Origin of the sequence: Brevundimonas sp. DC300-4, from assembly GCF_049897365.1 — a bacterium.
Lineage (GTDB): Bacteria > Pseudomonadota > Alphaproteobacteria > Caulobacterales > Caulobacteraceae > Brevundimonas.
The window spans coordinates 235,221-251,224 of record NZ_JAFCWC010000004.1; the positions used below are offsets into that span (position 1 = coordinate 235,221).

A 16,004-nucleotide genomic window follows, 5' to 3' on the forward strand; every position below is an offset into this window, starting at 1 on the left:
GAGGCGCCCCTTCTTGCGGAGTCGGGCCCTGAGATGTCCGTCGGGACTCAGGGAGAACTGCGCGTCGCCGCCGCCCTGACCGATGCGCGGGTTCAGGTCGATTCCAGCTTCCAGGGGGCGAGCATCGTCCTCTACGGCGCGGTGTTCAATCCGACCGACGACCCGACCGACGTGGTCGTCGTGGTGCGCGGGCCCGACGCCCCGATCCGTCTGGTCAAGAAGACGCGTAACCTCGGCGTCTGGCTGAACAGTCGTCCCGTCCTGTTCGAGGGTGCGCCGGGCTTCTACATGACCGCCTCGACCCGGCCGCTGCCGGACATCGCCGGTTTCGGGCAGTTGAGGCGTCTGGGCGTCGGCGTCGATCACCTGCGTATCGACGCGCCGGAGGAGAGCCGCACGGTCACCCGCTACGGCGTGCGTGACGTGGTGATCTCGCGGCTGGGTGAGGACTACCTCGCCTGGCGTCGCGCCGTGATCCGGCTGAAGGAGGCGGCGGCGCTGTATGACACGGATCCCAATGGGGTCCGCTTCGTCGATCGCGGCCTGTTCCGCGCCCAGGTCGAGCTGCCGGCGACCGCGCCGACGGGCGAATACCATGCCGAGGTCTGGCTGTTCCGCGACGGCGAACCGGCGGGCGTCTCCAACCTGACCCTGACTGTCGAGAAGGTCGGCTTCGAACGCGACATCTACGAACTCGCCCACCGACGACCGTGGAGCTATGGGGTGCTGTGCGTCCTTCTGGCCGCCGGCATGGGGTATCTGGCGAGCAGGGTGTTCCGGAGAAGCTGATGGATCGGGCTCGACTGACGGCGTGGACGCTGACGCTCGCGGGACTGATCCCCTTCGTCGGATGCGCCGCCCTGGTGCTTCTGACGCCAGACGGCGCGCGGGTCTGGATCGAGCCGCTGACGGTCTATGGCGCGATCATCCTGTCCTTCCTGGGCGGGGCTCGATGGGGGCGGACGATGGCGGGCCCGGAGCCGGACTGGCTTCAACTGGTGCTCAGCAATCTGCCGGCGGTCGCGGCCTGGTTGACCTTCCTTCCGACCGTGCCGGATGAGTTTCAGCTGCTGGTCATGATCTTCGGCCTGATCGCCATGCTGTACTGGGACCTGAGGAGCGCGCCGGTCTGGTACCGGAACCTGCGGCTGACGGCGACTGGCGGCGCGGCGCTCAGCCTGCTCGTCGTGATGCAGTCCTTCTAGACCAGCCCGTTCCACGAAAGTGCATGCACCCGGTCCTTGCCCAGCGCCGCGGCCATCGGCGGTTCCTTGAACAGCCCGGCGATGGCCGCGTCCCGCACGTTCAGCCCTCCGGTGAAGGCCCCGAAGGCCGGCAGGAGCAGCCTGCGCCCGTCGGTGGCGAAACACGGCCGCCGCACCATTCGCGCGTGGGCCACGATCCGCGCACACGGATGTAGATGCCCCGCCACCTCGCCGTCCTCGGCCTCCGGCATCGGCTCATGGGTGAGGAACAGGGCGCCGAGCCGCAGGTCGCCGACGACGCGGCCGGGCAGGCCCGAGACCGCATCCCCATCCGCCGCTGTCAATGCTTCGCGATCATGGTTGCCCTCCAGCCAGACCCAGTCGCGCCCGAAGGCCAGCCGGTCCAGCCGTGTCCGGTCGTCCGTCGCCATCCGCCCGATGGACCGGCTGTCGTGGAAGCTGTCGCCGAGCAGGACGACGCGCTCGGGCTTCAGTTCGGCGATCTCCGCTTCCAGCCGATCCAGCGTCGCGCGGCTGTCGTAGGGCGGCAGCAACTGGCCTCGTGCGGCGTAGGCGGATCCCTTCTCGAGGTGCAGGTCCCCCGCGACCAGGGCCCCATGCGCCGGCAGCCACAGCGCGCCCGAACAGCGCAGCACGCAGAGCTCGCCCACGACCCGGACCGACAGCGATCCGCACGGCCGTCGCGCCGGGGTCAGCGCCTCTCGCAGGGCCGCGTTCATGCTGCCCCCATCAGTTGGGCCCCGCCTGGCCCGGGATGGGCGTCTTCCATGACCTCGTCGATCAGGTCCTGGGCCGAGGCCTCCAGGATCATGTCGGCCGCGTCTCCGCCGACCCGCTCGCGCCCGATCATCACCAGCACCGGCACGCAGAAGGGTGACGCCCGCTCCAGCGGCGCATGGCGGATATGGCCGGCGATGCGGGCCAGCAGCTGACCCAGCCGCGCGACGTCCAGCAGGCCGGACGCGGCGTCGGACCGGGCGGTTCTCAGCAACAGGTGATCGGGCTGGTGGCGGCGGAGCACGTCGTAGATCAGGTCCGTGGAGAAGGTCACCTGGCGCCCCGTCTTCTCGGCGCCCGGCTGTCGTCGCTCGATCAAGCCGGAAACGAGGGCGCAATTGCGGAAGGTGCGCTTCATCATGAAGCTCTCCTCCAGCCAGGCCTCCAGGTCATCGCCCAGCATGTCGGGCTGGAACAGGGCGTCCCAGTCCAGACCGTCCATTGGCTTGATCGACCAGATTGCGAAGGCATAGTCGGTGACAACGAAGCCCAGCGGCCCGACCCCCAGCCGGTCCAGCCGCCGGGTCAGCAGCATGCACAGGGTCGAATGGGCCAGCCGTCCCTCGAACGGATAGGCGACCATGAAATGGCGGCTGCCGCGCGGGAAGGTCTCGATCAGAAGGCTGTCGGCGTCGGGGATCATTGACCGTGAGGCCTGCAGTTCCAGCCACTCCTGCACGTCGACGGGCAGGACGCGCCAGTGGTCGCGGTCCTGCACCATGGCCCGGACCCGCGCGGCCAGCGAGGTGCCCAGCGGAAACTGCGATCCGCCCCAGGACGGGATCTTCGGATCCTTGTCGGTCGCATGGGTGACCAGGGCGTCCATGCCGTTGATCCCCTGAAACGCCCAGACCTGCCCCGCGAAGACGAAGGTGTCGCCGGGCGTCAGCTGTTCGAAATACCACTCCTCGGCCTCGCCGACCTTGCGCCCGCCGATCAGTTGTTTCGACGCCCCGCCGCGCCGCGAGGCGACCTTCACGTTCAGCGTCCCGGCCGCCACGATGGCCCCGACGTTCATCCGATGGCGCTGGGCGATCAGCTGGTTGCGGACGGTCCATTGGCCCTCTGGCGTCCGCACGATCCGCGCGAAGCGATCGTAGGTGCGCAGGGCGTATCCGCCCGTGGCGACGAAATCGACCACCTCCTCGAACGCCTCCCAGGTCAGGCCGCGATAGGGCGAGCAGGACGTCACCTCGGCGTGCAGGGCCTCCAGATCGAACGGTTCCGAACAGGCCACGCCCATGATGTGCTGGGCGAGGGTGTCGAGCGTGCCGATGTGATGCGGCTCCCAGTCGAAGGCGTTCTCGGCCACGGCCTCCTTGGCCGCCTGGCATTCCAGAAGTTCGAACCGGCTGGCCGGGACCATCAGGGCGCGGCTGGGTTCGTCCAACCGGTGGTTGGCCCGGCCGATGCGCTGGACGAGCCGGCTCGAGCCCTTGGGCGCCGCCATCTGGATGACCAGGTCAACGTCCCCCCAGTCGATGCCGAGGTCCAGCGTCGAGGTGCAGACCACGGCCCGCAGTTCGCCCCGCGCCATAGCCGCCTCGACCTTGCGCCTCTGCTCGGCTGCCAGTGAGCCGTGGTGCAGGCCGATGGGCAGGTTGTCGTCGTTGATGGCCCACAGCTGCTGGAACACGAACTCGGACTGCCAGCGGGTGTTGACGAAGACCAGGGTCAGGCCCGAGCGCTGGATCGCCTCATAAACCTCGGGGATCGCATGCTGGCCGGTGTGCCCGGCCCAGGGCACGCGTCCCTCCGACACCAGCACGTCGATGATGGGGACAGCGCCGGGGTCGCCTTTGACAATCACGATCCCTTCTCCCCTTGCGGGAGAAGGTGGCTCGCGCAGCGAGACGGATGAGGGGTCACTCTGATCTTCGGAATTCTGCGCTGGTTCGGCTGACTCCAACGGCTCGTGTGACCCCTCATCCGTCGGGCTTCGCCCGCCACCTTCTCCCGCAAGGGGAGAAGGAAGACCCGGCGCCAGCCACTGCGCAATCAAGTCCGGATCGTCGATGGTCGCCGACAGGGCCACCCGTCTCAGCCCCGGCGAAAAGCTCTGCAGCCGCGCGAGACCGAGGTTCAGCAGGTCTCCGCGCTTGCCCGACCAGATGGCGTGGACCTCGTCGAGCACGATGCATTTCAGGTCGGCGAAATACGCCCGCGCTCCGCCCCAGGCGCAGAACAGGGCCAGCTGTTCCGGGGTGGTCAGCAGGATGTCGGGCGGGTTGTCCCGCTGGCGCTGCTTCTTGGATTGCTTGGTGTCGCCGGTGCGGCTCTCGACATGGATGTTCAGCCCGATCTCGCGGATCGGCGTCATCAGGTTGCGCTCGACGTCGGTGGTCAGCGCCTTCAGCGGCGAGACATAGATTGTATGGATGCCGCTGCCCGGCCCATGCGGCGGCCTCGGCCCGCGTTCGGCCAGGTCGATCAGGCTGGGCAGGAACCCCGCCAGTGTCTTGCCGCCCCCGGTCGGAGCGACCAGCAGGGCGTGCGACCCGGCCTCAGCCGCCGCGATCATCTCCAGCTGGTGCCTGCGGGGGCTCCAGCCGCGAGACATGAACCAGTCGGCGAACAGAGGCGGCAGGTTGGCGGCGGGTGGCGTCACGAGGGGGATATAGCATGTTCCCGTTCCGTTTCATGCCGTTCGTCGCTATCTCTCTGACGTGTCCGACGAATCCGTCCTCTCCAACCTCAACCTGACCGGCGCCGAGCCGTGGCTCGTCCTGCCGCCTGCGCTGGCCGTGCCGCCGGGCGCGGGCGCGATCTGCGACGACGAGGGCGCGCGGAAGATCGGGCGAGGCGCCGCTGAGGGCGTATTCACCGGTGGGCCGGTGATGGTGGCGCACGCCTCGCTGACGGCGCGCAGGCTGGGCCTGTCCGCCCCGCCCCGGTCCGCCGACCTTCTGGACGTGCTGGAGCTGTGGGCCTTCGTGCGGCCGGCGACCTTCTGCGCCCCGTCGCCGTCAGGGCTGGCCCTGGCGCTGGGCATGGCCGAACCCAAGGGCGCTGAGGCCCAGGCCGCTGCGCTCAGAGACGCCGCCGCCGTTCTGCTGAAGGAGCTGGCCGACCCCGCCTATCCGCATCGCGAGGATGCCTTCACCCTGGCCGAGACGCTGGGGCGCGCCGGCTGGTCCTGGGCATGGCGGGTGTCGGGCGCCTTGCAGGCTGGACCGCTCCGGGCGCGCCAGCATCGGGGCTCGGGGCTCGACGCCTGGTCGCGCCTGCCGGAGTGGGAGGACGAGGCGCCGCGTGGGGAGGCAGGGTCCGCTCCGGTCGATTCCGAATCCGCTCGGATCCGGCTCGAGAAACTGCTGCAGGCCTCGGGCCTCGACGAAACCCGCCCGACCCAGTCCGACTACGCCGCCGAGGCCGCCTACGCCTTCTCGCCCCGCAACGAGGAGGGCAGGCCGCGCATGCTGCTGGCCGAGGCCGGCACCGGCACTGGCAAGACGCTCGGCTATCTGGCCGCCGCCTCCCTGTGGGCTGAACGGAATCAGGGCGCGGCCTGGGTCTCGACCTATACCCGGGCCCTGCAGCGCCAGATCGATCGCGAGAGCGCCGCCCTGTGGCCCGATCCGGTCGAGCGCAAGCGCAAGACTGTCGTCCGCAAGGGCCGCGAGAACTACCTCTGCCTGCTGAACCTTCAGGACATGGTCCAGGCGGCCCAGCTGGGGAACGGCGACCTGATCGGCCTGGCCCTGACCAGCCGCTGGGCCCTGCACACGCGCGACGGCGACATGACCGGCGGCGATTTCCCCGGCTGGCTGCCCGGCCTGTTCGCAGTGGCGTCTGCAAGCCAGGCCTCGGCGGGCAACCTCGTCGACCGACGCGGCGAATGCGTCCACGCGGCCTGCCCCCACTACCGCACCTGTTTCGTCGAAAAGACCATCCGCGCGAGCCGCCGTGCCGACCTCGTCGTCGCCAACCACGCCCTGGTCATGACCCAGGCGGCCTTCGACGGCGCACGTTCGGCGCGAGGCCTGAAGCAGGACGGCGAGACCGCCGCCCTCAAGCGCATCGTCTTCGACGAGGGCCACCATCTGTTCGACGCCGCCGACAGCGCCTTCTCCGCCTGCCTGTCGGGTCAGGAGGCGGCCGAGCTGCGCCGCTGGATCCGGGGGCCGGAGGGACGCGGTCGTCGGGGGCGTGGTCTGGAACAGCGGCTAGGCGATCTGTGCGCCGACAACGAGGCAGCGGCCAGGGCGCTTCAGGATGCCATCCGCGCGGCGGCCGCTTTGCCGGGTGAAGGCATCTCCGGCCGGATCGCGCCGCCCTCGGGAGAAGTGAATCCCGTCGGCCCGATCGAACAGTTCCTGATGGCTGCGCTGGAACAGATCAGGGCCCGCACGTCGGAAGCGGCCTCGTCGGGATCGTCCGAGTTCGGCACCGAATGTTCGGTCCGCCCGGCGACCGAACCGCTGCTGGAAACAGCCCGGCGCGCAGCCCAGGCCATCGCCGCCGTCGAGGCCCCCCTGCTGGCCCTCGCTCGCCATCTGGAGGACATCCTCGACGACGAGGCGGCGGAGTTGGACGGAGCCTCGCGCGCCCGGATCGAAGGGGCCCTTCGCGGCCTCGACCGTCGTGCCCGCATGACCCTGCCGGGGTGGCGGTCGATGCTGGCGGCGTTGGAGGACGGCGGCGACGCGCCCGACCCGGATTTCGTCGACTGGCTGTCGGTCGAGACGGCGTTCGGCCGCATCCACGACGTGGCCCTGCGCCGTCACTGGATCGACCCGACCGTGCCACTTGAGGCGGCCGTGATTCTGCCGGCCCATGGCGTGCTGGTGACCTCCGCCACCCTGTCCGACCCGATCGCGGAGGCGAGCGGAGGAGACCTCTTCGGCATGGCCCGGATGCGCACCGGGGCCGCGCGGCTGATCGAACCGGCGCGCACCCTGAAGGTCGAGAGCCCCTTTGACTATGCGTCGAACAGTCGGGTGATCGTCGTCACCGACGTGGGCAAGGACGACCCGCGCCAGACGGCGGCCGCGATGCGCGAACTGTTCCTGGCGGCCGGGGGCGGGGGCCTGGGCCTGTTCACAGCCATCCGCCGGTTGAAGGCCGTCTACGAACGCCTCGGCCCGGACCTGGCCAAGGCCCAGATCCCCCTCTACGCCCAGCACGTCGATCCACTGGAGGTCGGGGCCCTGGTCGACATCTTCCGCGCCGAACAGGACAGTTGCCTGCTGGGCACCGATGCCGTCCGGGACGGCGTCGATGTGCCCGGCCGCTCGCTGCGGCTGCTGGCCTTCGACCGGGTGCCCTGGCCGCGCCCCGACCTGTTGCACAAGGCCCGGCGCGAGAAGTTCGGGGCCAAGGGCTATGACGATGCCCTGGCCCGCGCCCGTATCGCCCAGGCCTTCGGTCGGCTGATCCGGCGGGCGGACGACAAGGGGGTGTTCGTCATGCTGGACGCGGCCACGCCGACACGATTGTTCGCCGCCCTCCCGCCGGGGACCGAGGTCCAGCGAATGAGCCTGGTCGAGGCGATTGAGCTGACGAAGAGCTTCTTGTCCTGACCCTTCATCCCTTGCGGGAGAAGGGGCCCGTCAGCGCCTCACATCAAAGGCCAGCAGCAGGGTCTTCTGGACGATGTTGTCATTGTCGTCGCTGAGCAGATAGACACGCGTCCCCGTCGCGGTCGGGACCGCGGCGATCCCTTCGAAATTGTCGGTCGAGGCCGGTGGGCGCAGGTGGATCAGGGGGGCCGACAGGGTCCCGTCCGGGGCCATCCGGCGGACGCGGGCCTGCATGTTGAGCGGGGGCGTGAACAGACGCTGGACGATGAACCAGCCGCCCGCCGGGTCGACATCGGCGCCGGTGGTCAGGAAGCCATCCATGTATGAGGTCGGGGCGTTGGGCAGGGACTTGCAGGCGTCGGCGTCGCAGAGCCAGGCGCCGCCGGCCTCGCCGAGCGCGAGCCAGTGGCCGTCGGGGGCGGGGGCCAGACCCTCGAGGCCCTGATTGTCCTCGAACGGGTGACGGGGGGTGGAGACCAGGCCCGGCCGATCGTTCGCCCCGACGCCGTAGGACCAGATGCGGTGATCGCGCTCGAAACTGATCAGGACGCGGCCGTCGGGGAGCAGGGCCAACCCTTCCGCATCCGCATTGGCCTTGGGCGTCAGGACGGCGCCGTCCGGGCCGGTCAGGGGGCGGCTGACGGCGCTGTCGGCGGAGCTCAGGCGGCCGTTGCGGTCGAGCCGGAGGGTGAAGCGGACGAGGTCGCCGAAGTCGCTGACGACCCAGGCGCGGTCGCCCTGCATCTTCAGGTCGGACAGGCCGTGCAGGCCAGGCCCGCGAAGGATCAGGCCGCCCCCATAGGTGACGCCGGGCGCCAGGGTCGCGCCGCCGATGCCCAGGGGCACATGGCGGGCTTCCATGCGGAGGGCATGGTCGGGACCGGTGACCAGGCCGGGCATCGAGGTCGCGATGGCCGCGCAGGCCGCCATACCCATGAGGGCCAGCGACGCCGCGGCGCGGAAAAGCAGCCGCATCACGCCGCGCGCTTGAGGCGACGGCCGCCCTTTTTCGTCGCCTGCTTGGGCGCCGCATCGAACAGTTCGGCCAGCTTCTCGATCATGACGCCGCCCAGTTGTTCGACGTCGACGATGGTGACGGCGCGGCGATACCAGCGGGTTACGTCGTGGCCGATGCCGATGGCGATCAGTTCGACCGGGGACCGGGTCTCGATGTCCTCGATCACCTTGCGCAGGTGTTTGTCGAGATAGAGGGCGGCGTTGGCGGACTGGGTGGAATCGTCGACCGGCGAGCCGTCGGAGATGACCATCAGAATCTGGCGCGACTCGGGCCGGGCCTTCAGCCGGTCGTGGGCCCAGGTCAGGGCCTCGCCGTCGATGTTCTCCTTCAGCAGGCCTTCGCGCATCATCAGGCCGAGGTTCTTCCTGGCCCGTCGCCAGGGGGAATCGGCGGCCTTGTAGATGATGTGGCGCAGGTCGTTCAGGCGACCGGGCATCGACGGCTTGCCGGCCGTGATCCAGGCTTCTCGCGCCTGTCCGCCCTTCCATGCGCGGGTGGTGAAGCCGAGGATCTCGACCTTGACGCCGCAGCGTTCCAGCGTCCGCGCCAGGATGTCGGCGCAGACCGCCGCGACCATGATCGGGCGGCCGCGCATCGAGCCGGAGTTGTCGAGCAGCAGGGTGACGACCGTGTCGCGGAAAGGGCTTTCACTCTCCATCTTGAACGATAGCGGGCTGGTCGGGTCGGTGATGACGCGGGTCAGGCGGGCGGTGTCGAGAACTCCTTCCTCGAGGTCAAAGGCCCAAGACCGGTTCTGCTGCGCCATCAGCCGGCGCTGCAGCTTGTTGGCCAGGCGGGCGACGACGGACGACAGGATGGTCAGTTGCTGGTCCAGCAGCGACCGCAGCCGGTCCAGCTCCATCGGGTCGCACAGGTCGGCGGCGTCCACGACCTCGTCATAGGCGGTCGTGAAGACGCGATAGGCGTCGATGGCGCGGCCATCGTCGGCGTTCTCCTGGCGGTTCGGCAGGGCGCCCTCGGCGACGTCGGGACCGTCGTCGGCGGCGTCGCCATCGCGCTCGGCGGGGGAGCCGTCGGGGCGAGCGTCGCGGTCCTGTTCAGACGTGGGGTCCTCGGAGGCGCCGTCCATCGACTGGCCGCCTTCGCCGCCGCTCTCGTCCTCTTCTTCGTCCTGGTCCTCGCTGGCCTCGGGCTCCTGGGGATCCGGCTCCTCGTCGCCCTGGTCCTCGGACGCGTCGTCGCCGCGCCCGTCGCCGGGGTCGAGGTCGAGGGCGCGCAGCACGTCCTTCAACGCCTTGCCGAAGGCGGCCTGGTCGCCGGCGGTCTCGGCCAGCCTGTCGAGCTGGACGTGAGCCTTGGCCTCAATGTCCGTCCGCACGAGATCGAGCATGGCCCCGGCGCCGTCGGGACTGCGCTGGCCGGTGACGCGTTCGCGCAGCAGCAGGGCGACGGCCTCGCCGACGGGGACGCGGTCGGCCTCGGTGATCCGCAGGGCGCCCATCTTCTCCAGACGGATCAGGAGCGCGGCGTTCATATTGTTGCGGACGCCGGCCAGGGCGGTGGACCCATGGGCCTCAACGCGGGCCTGTTCCACGGCCTCGAACACCTCCGCCGCGCGGCTGTCGGTGGGGCGCAAGGTCGAGTGGATCGCCGGATCGTGGTTGGCGAGACGGAGCGCCAGCCGGTCGGCCTGCCCCCGGATGGTGGCGCTGTCGCCCTCGCTGGGCGTGCGGGGGGGATGCGGCAGGGTCAGGACGCCGCCGGTCAGCTTGGGGCCGTCGGAGCCGAACGCGACCTCGAGCTCAGACTGTTCTGCGAGGGCGCGGGCCGCATGGGCGAGCGCGCGCTTGAAGACCTCGGCAGGGGTGTCGGCGGGGGGCATGGGGGCTAGTTAGGCGGTCAGGGCTGGAGAGGCCAGAGCAGACGGGCTCCCTCTCCCGTTGGGAGAGGGATTAAGCGCCGGAGAGCGTAGCGAACCGCCTTGCGCGAAAGGGTGAGGGTCGTGCGTCACCGGTGAGGCCGAACCCTCATCCGTCTCGCTTCGCGAGCCACCTTCTCCCACCGGGAGAAGGAAGGGACTCAGAGCTCCGCGCCCGTCGTGCGCATGATCTCCGCCCGCAGTTCGGGCAGACCCGCGCCCTTTTCGGCCGAGGTCACGATCACCGCCGGGAAGGCGGCGGGGCGTTTGGAGATGGCTTTGAGCGTCGCCGCTTGAACCGTGTCACGCTCGTGCGCCTTGATCTTGTCGGCCTTGGTGAGGACGATCTGATAGCTGACGGCGGCGAGGTCCAGCGCATCGAGCGCCTCGGTGTCGACCGACTTCAGACCATGGCGGGCGTCGATCAGCAGATAGACCCGCTTCAGCGTCACCCGGCCGCGCAGATAGTCGCGGCCCAGGTTCTGGAACTGACGCACGGTCGTCTTCGACGCCTTGGCCCAGCCGTAGCCGGGCAGGTCGACCAGCCGCAGCTTGCCGTCGAGGTCGAAGAAGTTGACCTCCCGCGTCCGGCCCGGCTCGTTGGAGGCGCGGGCCAGCTTGTGCATGCCGACCAGCCCATTGATCAGGCTGGACTTGCCGACGTTCGACCTTCCGGCGAAGGCGATCTCGGGCAGGTTGGGTTCTGGAAGTTGCTCGATCTTGGCGGCGCCCATGACGAAGGTCGCCGGGCGCGCGAACAGAACGCGTGCGGCCTCGACCTCTTCGTCGGAAAACTCGGTCAAGCGGGCTTCTTCGTGAGTTTGGCGATCAGGTCATCGATCGGGTTCTCGGCCCCGAAGCGATGCATGATGAAATACTGCTGGGCGATCGAGAGCACGTTGTTCCAGGCCCAGTAGACCAGCAGGCCCGCCGGGAAGCCGGCCATGATGAAGGTGAAGACGATCGGCATCCAGGCGAAGATCTGGCGTTGGACCGGATCAGGCGCGGGCGGGTTCATCGCCTGCTGCAGCCACATGGTGAAGCCGTAGATAATGGCCAGGACGCTGAGCGCCAGGGTGAAGCCGCCAGCGTGCGAACCGATCAGATTGCCGACCAGGGGCACGGACGAGGGATCCCAGGGGATCAGGCCGAACAGGTTCCAGATGTTGGTCGGGTCCGGCGCCGACAGGTCGCGGATCCAGCCGAAGAAGGGCGCATGCCGCATCTCTATGGTGACGAACAGCACCTTGTAGAGGGCGTAGAAGACCGGGATCTGGACGAGGATGGGCAGACAGCCCGCCAGCGGATTGATCTTCTCCTTCTGGTACAGCTCCATCGTGGCCTTCTGCTGGGCCTGCGGATCGTCCTTGTTCTGCTCCTTGATCTTCTCCATCAGCGGCTGGAGTTTCCGCATCTTGGACAGGCTCTCGTAGCTCTTGTTGGCCAGCGGGAACATGATCAGCTTGATGGTCAGCGTCAGCAGCAGGATGGCCACGCCGAAGTTGCCGACCAGGCCGTAGAAGAACTCGACCAGCAGGAAGATCGGGCGCGTCAGGAAGAACAGGAAGCCCCAGTCGATCGCATAGATGAAGCGCGGCAGCTCGTACTGTTTCTCGTAGGCCGAGAGGATCTCGTTGCGCTTGGCGCCGGCGAACAGGTGCTGGACCTCGGTGATCTGGCGACCCGGATTGATCGTCCGCGCCTCGCCCAGAATGCGGGCCTCGTGGATGTTGTAGGTCGAGGCGTCGGTGACGCGGAACTCAGCCTGGATCGTTTCGGTCTGGGGCGGGATCAGGGCCGCCATCCAGTATTTGTCGGTGATGCCCAGCCAGCCGCCAACGGACTCGAACTCCTCGCGCGGCTTCTTGGCCCAGTCGCCGTACTTCAGCTGGGTGGTGGCGTAGCCGTCGCCCTTGGAGAAGGTGCCGATGGCGCCCTCGTGCAGGATCTGGGTCTTGCCCAGGACTGGCGGCACGCCCTGGCGCTCGATGCGGCCATAGGGGGCGATCACGATCGGGGCGGTGCCGAGGTTGGCGACCGTGTCGGTGACGGTGAACATATACTGCGCGTCGAGTGCGATGACGCGTGTGAAGCGCAGGCCTTGTCCGTTGTCCCAGGTCAGGGTGACGGGGGTGGTCTCGGTCAGGGTCGAGCCGCCGGTCAGGCGCCAGACGGTGTTCGGGCCGGGAACGCCGCCAGCGACATTGGGGCCGGTCCAGCCGAACTGGGCGAAATAGGCGTGCTCCATGCCCTGCGGGCGGAACAGCTCTTCATAGGGCGAAGAAGGATCGACAGTCTGGCGATAGTTCTTGAGGAACAGGTCGTCGATGCGACCGCCCTGGAGCGACAGGGACCCCTGCAGCGTCGGCGTGGAGACCGGGATGCGCGGGACCGTGCCCAGCGCCTCAGTGCGATCCGTCACGAATGTCAGCGCGCCCGTGGCCGTGGTGGAGCCGGGAACGGCGTCCGCTGTCGTTCCCGCCGGCGTGGCGGTCTGTTCAGCGGCAGCGGCTTCCTGGGCAGCCTTCCGGCGCTCCATCTGCGGGCCCATGACGAAGACCTGGTACAGGAGCAGGATCGCCGCCGTGCACACGGCGAAGATCACCATGTTGCGCGTGTTCTCGTTCTTCATTCGGATCAGCGGTCCAGGTCGTCGGAAAGGGGAACGGGCGTGTCGGGAGAAGGTGTGGCCGGGCGGGCCGGTCTGGGGCCGTCGGCGGGGCTCGCGAGCCTTGTAAGCGCCGATTTCACATCGTCAAGCAAACGCTCCCAGGGCCGGTCCGGAGTGCCTTGTCGAGCGATGAAGACATAGTCGCTTCCAGGCACGCCGTGCTGCCCGACCAGGGCGCGGGCGGCCTCGCGCAGCCGGCGTTTGCAGCGGTTGCGCACGACGGCCCCGCCGACCTTGCGCGTGGCGGTGAAGCCGATGCCTATGGTCGCATCCCCGTCGGCGCGGTCCAGTCGCTGGACGACCACGGCGCCGCGCGCCTGAGAAACGCCTTTCGCGGCCGCCAGAAACTGGGGCCGCGAGGTCAGGCGATGGATTGTAATGGCAATCGGCATCGATCCCCTCTGATCGAGGGGAAGGCCGCTTAAGCCGTCAGCTTCTTGCGGCCCTTGGCGCGACGCCGCGCAACGATCTTCTGTCCGTTCTTGGTGGCCATCCGCGAACGGAAGCCGTGACGGCGCTTGCGCACGAGTCGCGACGGCTGATAGGTCCGCTTCACGGTCGGCTCCAGGGGTTATAAGTGGCGCGGGGGACGAACGTGTCCTCTGCGGGAAGGGCGGGCGTATAAGCGGAGGGGCTGCGGCTGTCAACGCCGCCGACGAAGTCCTATAGCCTGAAAACGCCCAGACCCGTTGAGAATGCTGCCGTTGGAAACGCCATGGATCGCCTGAAACGGTTTCTTCCCCTCATTCTTCTGGCCTGCGTCATCGCCCTGATCTTCGGCATGGGCTGGAACCGCTATCTGTCGCTCGACACCCTGCGCGACCACGGCGACGAGCTGCGTGCCTTCACGGCCCAGAACTATCTGCTGGCCCTGCTGGTGTTGATGGCTGTGTTCGCCACGGCGACCGCCAGCGTGGTGCCCGGCGTCTTCTTCGTGACCATTACGGCCGGCTATCTGTTCGGCCCCTGGGTCGGCGGGGTCTCGACCTCGATCGCCGCCACCGTCGGCGCCCTGATCGTCTATGCGGTCGCCCGCTCGGCCCTTGGCCAGGACCTGCGTCGCAAGGCCGAACGCGACAAGGGGATGCTGAAGACGGTCTGCGCCGCCATCGACAAGGACACCTTCTGGTATGTCCTGGCCTCGCGTCTTGCTGTCGTCGTGCCCTTCCACATGATCAATATCGCCGCCGGGATCATGTCGGTCCGGCTGGTCCCCTATACCGTCGCCACGGTCATCGGCCTGCTGCCGGCCCACATCATCTACTGCTGGATCGGGGCGCGGCTGAACCAGCTGCTGGCCGAGAACCCCAACCCCGACATCCAGGCCCTGTTCGGCCAGTTCTGGGCCCCGATGGCGGGCGTCTTCGTGCTGGCCGTGGTCCTGCCTCTGATCCTGAAGACGATCCAGGCGCGCCTGCCCGGAGCCGCGACGCCGTGAGGCCGCCCCGGGTCATTCCGCGCGACCTGTTTGACCGGCTGCGGCCGCCCGCGGACTGGCGCGAGCGGCTGAAGCCCCAGGCGCCCGACGGCCTGTCGTCGCGGCTGCTGCTGCTGACCGTGCTGTTCACCGTGGCGGTGCAGGCTTTGATCCTGGGTCCCAATGCGGCGACCTTCCACGAACGCTGGCTGATGGACCGGCTCCAGGCAGCCGAACTCGCCTCCGTAGGCGTTGAGGCCCTGCCCTACAGCGCCGTGGACGATCAGACGGCGGAACAGCTGCTGCGTATCGGCGGGGTATCGGCGGTGGCGATCAGCGACCAGGGCGTCATGCGCCAGCTGTTGCAGGCCCCGAACCTGGCCCGCGCGCCCGATTTCATCGACCTGAGAGGGCGCAGCTCCGGGTCGAAGCTGCTGGATCCGGTCCGGACCCTGTTCGGCCATCCCGACCGGTCGATCCGGGCGCGGGCAGCCCCCCGATATCGCTCCGGCGACTTCATCGACGTGGTCGCGCCGGCGGAGCCCTTGAAAGTCGAACTGCGCGCCTTCCTGCTCAACAGCCTGTTGGTGTCCATCATCATCTCGGTGGTCGCTGGCGGGCTGCTCTACGCCGGCCTCGCCTTCCTGGTGCTGCAGCCCCTGCGGCGGGTGACCCGGTCCATCGAAGGCTTCGCCGCCGATCCCCAGACCGTCGCCCCGACCCCCTCCGACCGCCATGACGAGATCGGCCGGGTCGAACGCGAACTGGCCGTTATGCAGGAGGAGGTGCGTCAGGCCTTGCGCTCTCGCTCGCGTCTCGTGGCGCTGGGCGAGGCGGTGGCCAAGATCAACCACGACCTGCGCAACATGCTGACCTCGGCCCAGATCGCCTCGGAGCGTCTGGCCGATTCCGCCGATCCCCAGGTGGCCAAGGCCCTGCCGCGTCTGGAGCGGGCCCTGGGTCGGGCCGCCGCCCTTACCCGCAATGTGCTGGACTACGGCAAGTCCGAGGAGCCGGCGCCGGTCAAGGATCGGGTGGCGCTGGCCCGGGCCGTGACATCCGCCGGCGAGGATGCGGGACTGGAGGCCCACGGCGTGCGGCTGGTGAAAGCGCTTCCGGGACGCTTCGCCGTCCAGGCCGACGCAGACCAACTGCACCGCATCCTGGTCAATCTGATGCGCAACGCCCGTCAGGCCATCGAGCGCGACGCCGCGCGCGCGCCTCGCAGGAAGGGTGGCCCGCTTGGCTCGGTCATGGTCGAGGCCTCGAGAGAGGATGGCTGGTGCGTCATCCGCATCGTCGACGACGGCCCCGGCATTCCCCCGCGCCTGTCCGAGCGCCTGTTCGAACCCTTCGTCTCGGGCGGCTCGGCGGACGGCACCGGTCTGGGCCTGACGATCTCGCGCGAACTCGCGACCAACCATGAGGGCGAGCTGCGCCTCGTCGAGACCGGCCCGACCGGCACGACCTTCGAGCTGCGCCTGCCGGGCTGAG

General features: G+C 68.9%; 13 protein-coding genes. 5 read left to right on the forward strand and 8 right to left on the reverse strand.

What is annotated here, in order from left to right; all coding sequences use genetic code 11:
* The first annotated feature begins 33 nt into the window (after positions 1 to 33).
* Positions 34 to 789 carry a TIGR02186 family protein gene (locus ACP7AZ_RS09030; RefSeq protein WP_426038179.1) on the forward strand — a complete coding sequence of 252 codons (756 nt, stop codon included), beginning with the start codon at positions 34 to 36 and terminating at the stop codon, positions 787 to 789.
* Complete coding sequence (locus ACP7AZ_RS09035; RefSeq protein WP_426038181.1) at positions 789 to 1,205, forward strand: DUF3429 domain-containing protein; 417 nt, start codon at positions 789 to 791, stop codon at positions 1,203 to 1,205. The genes ACP7AZ_RS09030 and ACP7AZ_RS09035 overlap by 1 nt, the downstream gene beginning before the upstream one ends.
* Here ACP7AZ_RS09035 and pdeM read toward each other — a convergent pair.
* On the reverse strand, positions 1,202 to 1,945 hold the full coding sequence (gene pdeM / locus ACP7AZ_RS09040) for a ligase-associated DNA damage response endonuclease PdeM (protein ID WP_426038183.1): 744 nt from the start codon (positions 1,943 to 1,945) through the stop codon (positions 1,202 to 1,204). The genes ACP7AZ_RS09035 and pdeM overlap by 4 nt on opposite strands.
* Positions 1,942 to 4,563 (reverse strand): ligase-associated DNA damage response DEXH box helicase, encoded by a 2,622-nt coding sequence (locus ACP7AZ_RS09045; protein WP_426038474.1) that lies wholly within the window; start codon positions 4,561 to 4,563, stop codon positions 1,942 to 1,944. Before ACP7AZ_RS09045 ends, pdeM begins: the two co-directional genes overlap by 4 nt.
* A gap of 106 nt (positions 4,564 to 4,669) precedes the next feature.
* On the opposite strand from ACP7AZ_RS09045, the gene ACP7AZ_RS09050 reads away from it, so the two are divergent.
* Complete coding sequence (locus ACP7AZ_RS09050) at positions 4,670 to 7,525, forward strand: ATP-dependent DNA helicase (RefSeq protein WP_426038185.1); 2,856 nt, start codon at positions 4,670 to 4,672, stop codon at positions 7,523 to 7,525.
* 30 nt (positions 7,526 to 7,555) lie between these two features.
* Here ACP7AZ_RS09050 and ACP7AZ_RS09055 read toward each other — a convergent pair whose 3' ends face one another.
* The 6 genes from ACP7AZ_RS09055 to rpmH all read right to left on the reverse strand — a co-directional run bounded on the left by ACP7AZ_RS09055 (position 7,556) and on the right by rpmH (position 13,649).
* A complete protein-coding gene (locus tag ACP7AZ_RS09055; protein ID WP_426038187.1) occupies positions 7,556 to 8,500 on the reverse strand; it encodes an esterase-like activity of phytase family protein in 945 nt (314 codons plus the stop codon).
* Complete coding sequence (cobT, locus tag ACP7AZ_RS09060; RefSeq protein ID WP_426038189.1) at positions 8,500 to 10,386, reverse strand: cobaltochelatase subunit CobT; 1,887 nt, start codon at positions 10,384 to 10,386, stop codon at positions 8,500 to 8,502. Before cobT ends, ACP7AZ_RS09055 begins: the two co-directional genes overlap by 1 nt.
* A gap of 197 nt (positions 10,387 to 10,583) precedes the next feature.
* Entirely contained in the window at positions 10,584 to 11,225 is a 642-nt protein-coding gene (gene yihA, locus ACP7AZ_RS09065) for a ribosome biogenesis GTP-binding protein YihA/YsxC (RefSeq protein WP_426038192.1), read from the reverse strand.
* A complete protein-coding gene (gene yidC / locus ACP7AZ_RS09070) occupies positions 11,222 to 13,054 on the reverse strand; it encodes a membrane protein insertase YidC (RefSeq protein WP_426038194.1) in 1,833 nt (610 codons plus the stop codon). The genes yihA and yidC overlap by 4 nt, the downstream gene beginning before the upstream one ends.
* A 5-nt stretch (positions 13,055 to 13,059) precedes the next feature.
* Positions 13,060 to 13,485 carry a ribonuclease P protein component gene (gene rnpA, locus ACP7AZ_RS09075; RefSeq protein WP_426038196.1) on the reverse strand — a complete coding sequence of 142 codons (426 nt, stop codon included), beginning with the start codon at positions 13,483 to 13,485 and terminating at the stop codon, positions 13,060 to 13,062.
* Positions 13,486 to 13,514: 29 nt separating this feature from the next.
* Positions 13,515 to 13,649, reverse strand: a complete 135-nt coding sequence (rpmH, locus tag ACP7AZ_RS09080) for a 50S ribosomal protein L34 (protein ID WP_013268133.1) — start codon at positions 13,647 to 13,649, stop codon at positions 13,515 to 13,517.
* 159 nt (positions 13,650 to 13,808) lie between these two features.
* On the opposite strand from rpmH, the gene ACP7AZ_RS09085 reads away from it, so the two are divergent.
* Positions 13,809 to 14,531: a TVP38/TMEM64 family protein gene (locus tag ACP7AZ_RS09085; RefSeq protein WP_426038198.1), complete on the forward strand. Its 723-nt coding sequence runs from the start codon at positions 13,809 to 13,811 to the stop codon at positions 14,529 to 14,531.
* The gene (locus ACP7AZ_RS09090) at positions 14,528 to 16,003 is read left to right on the forward strand and encodes a sensor histidine kinase (protein ID WP_426038200.1); all 1,476 of its coding nucleotides are present in this window, start codon (positions 14,528 to 14,530) and stop codon (positions 16,001 to 16,003) included. The genes ACP7AZ_RS09085 and ACP7AZ_RS09090 overlap by 4 nt, the downstream gene beginning before the upstream one ends.
* Position 16,004: the final 1 nt, after the last annotated feature.

Excerpts from the sequence above, each read along its gene's own strand:
- pdeM (WP_426038183.1), bottom strand. The coding sequence starts at position 1,945 with ATGAACGCGGCCCTGCGAGAGGCGCTGACCCCGGCGCGACGGCCGTGC.
- cobT (WP_426038189.1), bottom strand. The coding sequence starts at position 10,386 with ATGCCCCCCGCCGACACCCCTGCCGAGGTCTTCAAGCGCGCGCTCGCC.
- rnpA (WP_426038196.1), bottom strand. The coding sequence starts at position 13,485 with ATGCCGATTGCCATTACAATCCATCGCCTGACCTCGCGGCCCCAGTTT.
- ACP7AZ_RS09035 (WP_426038181.1), top strand. The coding sequence starts at position 789 with ATGGATCGGGCTCGACTGACGGCGTGGACGCTGACGCTCGCGGGACTG.
- ACP7AZ_RS09030 (WP_426038179.1), top strand. The coding sequence starts at position 34 with ATGTCCGTCGGGACTCAGGGAGAACTGCGCGTCGCCGCCGCCCTGACC.
- ACP7AZ_RS09045 (WP_426038474.1), bottom strand. The coding sequence starts at position 4,563 with ATGTCTCGCGGCTGGAGCCCCCGCAGGCACCAGCTGGAGATGATCGCG.
- yidC (WP_426038194.1), bottom strand. The coding sequence starts at position 13,054 with ATGAAGAACGAGAACACGCGCAACATGGTGATCTTCGCCGTGTGCACG.
- ACP7AZ_RS09085 (WP_426038198.1), top strand. The coding sequence starts at position 13,809 with ATGGATCGCCTGAAACGGTTTCTTCCCCTCATTCTTCTGGCCTGCGTC.
- ACP7AZ_RS09055 (WP_426038187.1), bottom strand. The coding sequence starts at position 8,500 with ATGCGGCTGCTTTTCCGCGCCGCGGCGTCGCTGGCCCTCATGGGTATG.